The sequence below is a fragment of the Streptomyces sp. NPDC005805 genome (assembly GCF_040630445.1).
In the GTDB taxonomy this organism is placed as follows: Bacteria; Actinomycetota; Actinomycetes; order Streptomycetales; family Streptomycetaceae; genus Streptomyces.
The window spans coordinates 76,465-82,847 of sequence record NZ_JBEXXN010000027.1 but is presented as its reverse complement, the minus strand read 5'-3'; the positions used below and the strand labels follow the sequence as shown (position 1 = coordinate 82,847).

Annotated in this window: 5 protein-coding genes; 1 reads left to right on the top strand and 4 read right to left on the bottom strand. The window is 72.0% G+C overall.

Translation table 11 applies throughout. The features are described 5' to 3' along the window. Window positions 1–91 precede the first annotated feature (91 nt). From ABZ457_RS17355 to ABZ457_RS17345, 3 genes are all read right to left on the bottom strand, one after another. Window positions 92–1,174 carry a nitric oxide synthase oxygenase gene (locus tag ABZ457_RS17355; RefSeq protein WP_359158423.1) on the bottom strand — a complete coding sequence of 361 codons (1,083 nt, stop codon included), beginning with the start codon at window positions 1,172–1,174 and terminating at the stop codon, window positions 92–94. Beyond that, a complete protein-coding gene (locus ABZ457_RS17350) occupies window positions 1,171–2,178 on the bottom strand; it encodes an alpha/beta fold hydrolase (RefSeq protein ID WP_359158422.1) in 1,008 nt (335 codons plus the stop codon). Before ABZ457_RS17350 ends, ABZ457_RS17355 begins: the two co-directional genes overlap by 4 nt. 94 nt (window positions 2,179–2,272) lie before the next feature. Next, window positions 2,273–4,144 (bottom strand): FAD-dependent oxidoreductase, encoded by a 1,872-nt coding sequence (locus tag ABZ457_RS17345; protein ID WP_359158421.1) that lies wholly within the window; start codon window positions 4,142–4,144, stop codon window positions 2,273–2,275. A 236-nt stretch (window positions 4,145–4,380) separates the two neighbouring features. Here ABZ457_RS17345 and ABZ457_RS17340 point away from each other — a divergent pair, with 236 nt between their 5' ends. After that, entirely contained in the window at window positions 4,381–5,367 is a 987-nt protein-coding gene (locus ABZ457_RS17340; RefSeq protein ID WP_359158420.1) for a hypothetical protein, read from the top strand. Window positions 5,368–5,440: 73 nt separating this feature from the next. On the opposite strand, the gene ABZ457_RS17335 is transcribed toward ABZ457_RS17340, so the two are convergent. Next, on the bottom strand, window positions 5,441–6,355 hold the full coding sequence (locus ABZ457_RS17335) for an LLM class flavin-dependent oxidoreductase (RefSeq protein WP_359158419.1): 915 nt from the start codon (window positions 6,353–6,355) through the stop codon (window positions 5,441–5,443). Between the last annotated feature and the right edge of the window lie 28 nt (window positions 6,356–6,383).

Genomic DNA, 6,383 nt, shown 5'->3' with positions numbered 1-6,383 from the left:
CACACATGACGGTGATCTTCGCGAACTCTCAGACCGCGAAGATCACCACCGTCGACTACAAGCAGCAGTTGATCAATTACCCAACACTTTCTCAGCCGGTCCAGGCCGGGGGCTGGTAGCAGAAGGTGGGCGTGAGGGCGGGGTCCGGCGCCGGGAAGGTGCGGTGGAACAGCTCGGTCGTCGATCCGGCCGTGGGCGGGACCAACCAGGCCCAGTCCGCCGGGACCTCCCGCCCCGAGCACCGCTCCCGTTCCAGGTGCCGGACCATCTGCTCCGAGGCCGTGTGGTGGTCGACGATCCGGACCCCGGCGGCGCGGAAGCTGTGGAGCACGGCGCAGTTCAGCTCGGTGACGGCCCGGTCCCGCCAGAGGGTGTCGTTGCGCGCGGTGTCCAGGCCCAGCCTCCCGGCGACCACCGGCAGCAGGTTGTAGCGGGCGGTGTCCCCGAGGTCCCTGGTACCGATCTCGGTGACCATGAACCAGCCGCTGAAGGGGGCCGCCGGGTATTCGACGCCGCCGATCAGCAGGCACATGTCGCTGATGGCGGGATTGGCGTACCAGCGGATGCCGAGGCCGGCGAACCAGGGCAGGTCCGGGTGGGTGATGTCCACCTCCAGCACGGCGTCGTCGGGCAGGGGGTGCAGCAGGGGCGGCCGGCCGGGTTCCTGGACCACCAGGGGCAGACGCTCGAAACGTGCGCCCGAAGGGCGCCAGCCGTGCGGTTCCAGAGCCGCGACGAGGGCCTCGTTGACAGGGTCGTCGGCGTAGTTGAGGAGCTGTCGGTTCCACAGCCGCAGGCACGGTTCGCCGCCGGGGCCGCGCGGTGCGAACACGGTCAGCGCGGGCCGCAGTCCGCCGCCGTTGGTGGAGTGGCGCAGATGCTCCACACATGCCTCGGCGACCTGCCGGGCGGTGCGCAGGTGCCGCTGGTCCAGGACGGTCAGGGCGGGGGCGTGCAACCGCCCCACGCAGCGGGCGCTGTTGCGCCAGGCCATCAGGGCACCGGTGCGCAGTTCGGCCGCGGTGTGCCGGTAGGTGCCCGTCTCCTCGATCTCCGCCCGCACCTGGCGCACGCGGGCCGGGGAGGCCGCCACCTCGGAGGAGGTGAGGAACTCCTCCGCGAGGGCGACCGTGTCCCGCGCGCGGACGACCCGCAGGCTCTCGTAGCACGTCACAGACGTTCCGCCAGCCAGTTCTGGGCGAAGTCGAACCACTGCGTCGCGTTCGGCATCACATTGAGGTTGTGGCCCGCACCCGGGAGCAGGAATCCGGTGAGCTCGGGGACCTGTGCGCCGAGATGGGGCTGCTCCTCGGCGAGGAAGGCGGCCACGGAGCTGGTGTCGGAGCCGTAGGGCCCCTCGGGCGGCGGGCCGGCGGCGAACAGGGGGTCTTCCTGGCCGAGCGCGAAGAGGACGGGGACGCGGATGTCGATGGTGCGGTCGAAGAACGCGGTGAGACTGTCCCACTCCGCGGTGGTGAGCGTCGTACGGGTCGTCACCTCGTCGTACTCCAGGACCTCGTCGGGTGTCTCGGCGGGCCAGTAGAAGATGGTGTGCCGGGAGCCCGGAACCGTGGTGCGGTATCCGCTGGGCCGGTCCTCGGCGTCGCGCAGGTTCGCCAGGACCCGGGTGCCGAAGTTGTCGAGGCGGGGACGGTGGGTGAAGCCGCTCATCACGGCGAGTTCGCAGACGTGCGGGTCGGCGGTGAGGATCATCTCGGCCAGTGCGGTGCTGTACGAGTGCGAGACCATCACCACGTTGTCGAAGGCGACGGGGCCGCCCGGGCCGTGCAGCAGACCGGCCCGGGCCGCCCTCAGCACCTGATGGTTGACGTGGGCGTTCGACTCGGCGTCGACGAGCGCGGCGGCGGGCCGTGAGCTGCGGTCGATACCGATGCGGTCGATCGCGACCGTCGCGTGGCCGCGGGCCACGGCGTGGGCGGTCCAGTCGTAGCGGTTGGTCCCGTCCACGGCATCCTCGAAGTCCCAGTAGCGGTGGTTCCACATGAAGGGTCCCGACTGGACCTGAACCGTGCGCGGCACGGGTCCCGCGGCGGGCACGGAGAGGGTGACGAACACCTGGTGGTCGAGGGGGCCTCCCGGGCTGAGCGAGACGGCGAGTTGCTGCTCGACGGTGACACGGGCGGCTGAGACACGGGTCGCGTGGACAGTGGTGGTCATAGGGAACTCCCGGGTGAAGGGGAAGGTTGCGGGTGCGGCGCCAAGCGGCACGGGTGCACTGCCACCCGGGGGTGGGCGCGCCCGGGCGGCCGGGTCAGCGCCGCAGCAGTCGGCGGGCCTTGCGGCGCCAGGTGTCCACGGCGTCGGCCGCGTCGCAGACCAGGAACAGCGCGAACAGCGCCTCGGTGCGCACCAGCAGGACGATGCGGAAGCGGGCGGCGGTGGTCAGGGGCAGGCGCGAGACCCAGGAGCGCGCCTGCGGGCGGCGCAAGCGCCGGGGGGCCACATAGTCGGTTCCGGAGAGGTCCACTCGGGCGTCCTGCGGAGCGCCGAGCAGCCGCCACGCGGCGGGCAGCGCCCGGCTCAGGGAGAGCTGGCAGAAGATGCCGGGCACCTTCTCGCCGTGCTCCAGCCGCCAGCGGGCACGCCGCGCGATGCGTGCCTGGAGGCGTTCGGCCGCTCGCCGGACACGATGCTCCGGCATGCCCCGCCAGGAGTGGGAGCGGGAGTAGAAGAGGCCCTGCTCGCAGTACTCGCGGTCCCGCCGGTCCCGTTCGGTCTCCTTGGACGGGTCGCCGCCGGTGCGGGAGAGCCAGCTCGCCCAGCGGACCCGGGCCGTTCCCGTCGACCAGATCACCACCAGGTCGAGCATGTGGGAGAGGAGGAAGAAGCGGGGATCGGCGACCGCGCCGGTGTACTTCTCCCGCACCATCGTCCTGATCATCAGCCAGTCCTCGAAGGTGGCCCGGTTGATCCGGTCGACGTAGCCGAGGTCGAGTTCCCGGGCCCGGAGGTCCTTCTGGATCACGTTGCCCACATGCCAGGCGGTCTGGCAGGACTGTCCCATGCCCTGGCTGTAGTAGGCGTCGATGATGGAGGCGGAGTCCCCGATCATGGCGTAGCGGTCGCGGTGGACGAAGGTGTCGGTGACGTACTGGACGTTCCGGTAGGTGCGGAACTCCAGCAGGTTGTCCTCGCCGAGGACGCCGTCGAAGACCGGATAGGCGGCGAGGACGGAGAAGAACTGCTCGCGGGGCGTCCGGCCGCGCGGGGGGCGCGACTGGTCGAAGGTGACGCCGACGCTGACGCGGCCCTTGGAGAGCCGGATGATCCAGATCCAGTAGCCCTTCCCCCACAGGTGCAGGGTGTAGAGGTCGCGCCGGGTGCTGTCACCGGCCGGGTCGTCGTAGCGCCAGACCGGTTCGAAGAGCTCGTCGGTGATGCCGTCGAACTGGCCCCAGACGGCGGTGGTCCGGAAGTCGTCGGTGAACACCTTCTCCTCGGCCCGGTGGCCGAGCTTCTTCGCCAGCAGCCGGGTGCGCCCCGAGCAGTCGATGACCCAGGGACACTCGACCACCCCGGTCCGGCCGGAGGTGTGGTCGGTCCAGGTCAGCCGGTGGCGGCCGCCCGCCCGGCCGAGGTCCACACCGCTGACGCGGGCGGAGTCGCGGAAGGTGACGCGTGGATCGCGGTGCGCCGTCTCCCTCAGCCGCTCCTCCGCGTCCGGCCGGCAGATCTGCTGGTCCACCGTGAGCGCCCGGTAGGCGAGACGGTCCTTCGCCCGCTTGTAGAGGTAGTGGTCGCGGAAGTCGTCCGAACTCTCGGTGGTGGTGAACTCCGACATGGCGGAGACGACCCACTCGGCGTCGGGGCGGAACTCCTTCTCGCCCTCCATGCCGTAGGTGAACCACACGCCGTTCTTGACGAAGCTCTCGTCGTTGAGGAAGTCGTCGAGCTGCCCGACGGTGCGGGCCATGCCCGTCGACACGAGGAAGGATTCGCCGACCTTGTAGCTCGGTCGCTGGTGCACGACGTCGTCGACGAGGACGACGTCGATGCCGCGTTTGGCGAGGCTGAGGGCGGTCAGCAGTCCGATGATTCCCGCGCCGATGACGGTGACCTCGGTCTGCTCGGTGTCGGGAAGCGGTGCGTCGGCGTCCGTGGGGGTGGTCTCGGAAGCGGTCATTGTCGGCTCTCCTCGGGGACACCGGATGTGCCCGTCGACCTGCGTGTCACTCCAGAGTCGGCGGGAGGGCACCGCACGGGGATCGGTGGCCGCTGCCGATATTCGGACCGAGCTCACGGAGATAGCCGCTGGCTCCGCCACCTGCGTGCGGCCTCCCGTTAAGTCCGCGTGCCGCCCGGAAGTCCTCGGCCGTGGCGCGTCCCCAGAATCGGGGCCCCGGAGAATCAGGAGCCGACATGTCCTCACCGAGCAAGTTCGCCTATCTCACCCTGCGCAACCCTCACGACGACTTCCCCGACGTGGTGCGGCACCTCGCCCGTGCGGGCGTCCGGACCGACCTGGTGGCACTGCGCGACGCCGGCGGTGTGGAGTGGGACCGGTACGACCTGCTGAGCCTGCGCATGATGCGCTACTTCCACCTGGAGGAGGACCTGGTGGACCGGGTGGCGCGGCTCGCGGAGCGACTGGGGGCCGACGCCTCGGGCGAGGGGGGTCGTGTGGTGAACCCCGCCCGGCTGGTCGGCGGGGGCCTGGACAAGGCCGACTACCTCCCGTGGCTGACGGAGCAGGGGGTCGAGACGGTCCCCACGCACTGGGTGCCCGCCGGCTCCGCGCTCACCCTCCGCGAGGTGGCGGACCCGCTGCCGTGGACGGACGCGGTCGTGAAGCCGACCCTGTCCGCGCGGGGCTGGGGGGCTTTCCGGCTCACCCGGTCGCCCGCGGGCGCCGTCGACCCCGACCCGGACGCCGAACACCCTCATCTGGTCCTGGCGGACGGCGGGCCGGCGGACCCGCCCACCGCCGCCGAGCTGCGTTTCCGGGAGCTGGTGGCGCGCGGCAATGTGTGCGTGCAGCCCTTCGTGTCCGGTATCCGCACCACCGGTGAGCGGTCGTTCGTCTTCCTCGGCGGCGAACTGAGCCATGTCGTCCGCAAGGACGTGGCCGAGGACGGCTGGATCGCCCACGAGGGCTTCGGCGGCACGAACACGGCCGTCCCCGCGGTGCCCGAGCAGCGCGTCTGGGCCGAGTCGGTGCACGCCCTCCTGGAGAAGCGGTACGGCGCGCTCGCATACGCCCGCATCGACGCCCTGCCGTCCGCCGAGGGCGGGCTCCGCCTCCTGGAATGCGAGCTGGTCGCCCCGCGCCTGTTCCTGGCGGAGGGCGACGCGTTCAGCCGGTACGTGTCCGCGCTGCTCGCCGCCGCGCGCCGCGCACGGGATTGACCCGCACGCCGGGTAGCGGCCGGTCCGGCGCTCTGGCCTCCCGGGTCGGGAGGTCCGAGCGCCGGACCGGCGTTCAGCCGGCGGCGACCGCGTCCCCGAGGCGGTCCGGGACGGCGTCGAGGAGGCCGTCCAGTTCGGCAGCCAGCAGCTCCAGTTGCTCAGGCTCCGCCGAGCAGGGCGCTAGCAGGAGTTCGTCGCAGCCGCGTGAGGCGTACGCGGCGACGGTCCGGCGCAGTGCCTCGCCACCGGTGGGCGTGCTGCGCACCACCGCCTCCGTGTAGCCGGGGTCGGCGAAGGCCATGTACGCGCCGAGGTACTCCTCGGCGGCCTTCGCCCCGTTCCGGCCGAGCGCGAAGTACCCGACGGCCGTCGTGCGCGGCTTCCCTTCCCGGCCTTCCTCAGCCCACGCAGCCTCCAGCAGCCCGGCTCCGTGCTCGTAGACGGGCAGGCCGCCGCTCCCGGCGATCCAGCCGTCGGCGCTGCGCGCGGCGCGCCGGATCGCGGCAGGGGTGTGGCCGCCCAGCACCAGGGGCACCCCGCCCGGGCGGGCCGGCCGGGGGCCGAGGGTGTCCGGCCGGTCGGCGTCGGCCGTCCAGATGCGCCGCAGCTCGGCGAGCTGCCGGTCGGTGGCCGCGCCCCGGCCGCGCAACGGGACCCCGCCGGCGGTGAAGTCGTCCTCTCGGATGCCCACGCCGAGCCCGAGGACCAGCCGTCCCTCCGACAGGTGGTCGACGGTCGCCGCCTGCTTCGCGAACAGGGCGGTGTTGGTGCGCAGCGGGGCGATGGCCAGCGCCGTCATTAGGGAGACCCGCTCCGTGACCGCAGCGGCGGCCGCAAGCGCGGTGAGCGGTTCGTAGGAGTCGTAGACGACGCGGTCGAAGACGGCCACGGTCGAGAAGCCGGCCTCCTCCGCTCCGCGCGCCCAGTGGGTCAGGGATCGGGCCGGGCGCCGGGGCACCATGGTGGGGAGGACGAGTCCGATACGCATCAGCGGGTTCCTGTCGTGTGCGAGGGGC